This window comes from Agrobacterium sp. ST15.16.024 (genome assembly GCF_027956545.1).
Taxonomy (GTDB): Bacteria; Pseudomonadota; Alphaproteobacteria; order Rhizobiales; family Rhizobiaceae; genus Agrobacterium; species Agrobacterium cucumeris.
Genome location: NZ_JAQKGO010000082.1, coordinates 1 through 367 on the forward strand (window position 1 = coordinate 1; position 367 = coordinate 367).

At 60.2% G+C, this 367-nt stretch carries 1 protein-coding gene; it reads left to right on the forward strand.

Translation table 11 applies throughout. The features are described 5' to 3' along the window. Positions 1-367: ABC transporter permease subunit (locus PL640_RS25735; RefSeq protein ID WP_271363894.1), on the forward strand; the 367-nt coding region annotated here is incomplete at both ends.

The window sequence follows — 367 nt, forward strand, 5'->3', positions numbered from 1 at the left end:
GCTCAATGCGGTCGACCTGCCGAAAATCCGCACGCCCTATCTCACTCCGCGGGGGCAGGTCATCGGTCTTGTCTGGGATAATATTCCGCTGACCGTTCTTATCCTGCTCGCGGGACTCGGCAGCGTCGCCAACCAGTCGGTGGAGGCGGCGCGGGATGTGGGCGCAAACGCGCTTCAGGTCTTTTGGCACATCATCCTGCCCCGCATTTCCAATTCCATTCTCGTGGCGCTTTCCTTTTCAGTGCTCGGTATTTTTTCCTCCTTCACCCTGCCCTATCTTCTCGGACCGGCTTCTCCCGAAATGCTCGGCCCCTTCATGCAGCGCACGCTGCGCGAAGTGCAGGATCCCATCGGCGCCATGACCCAG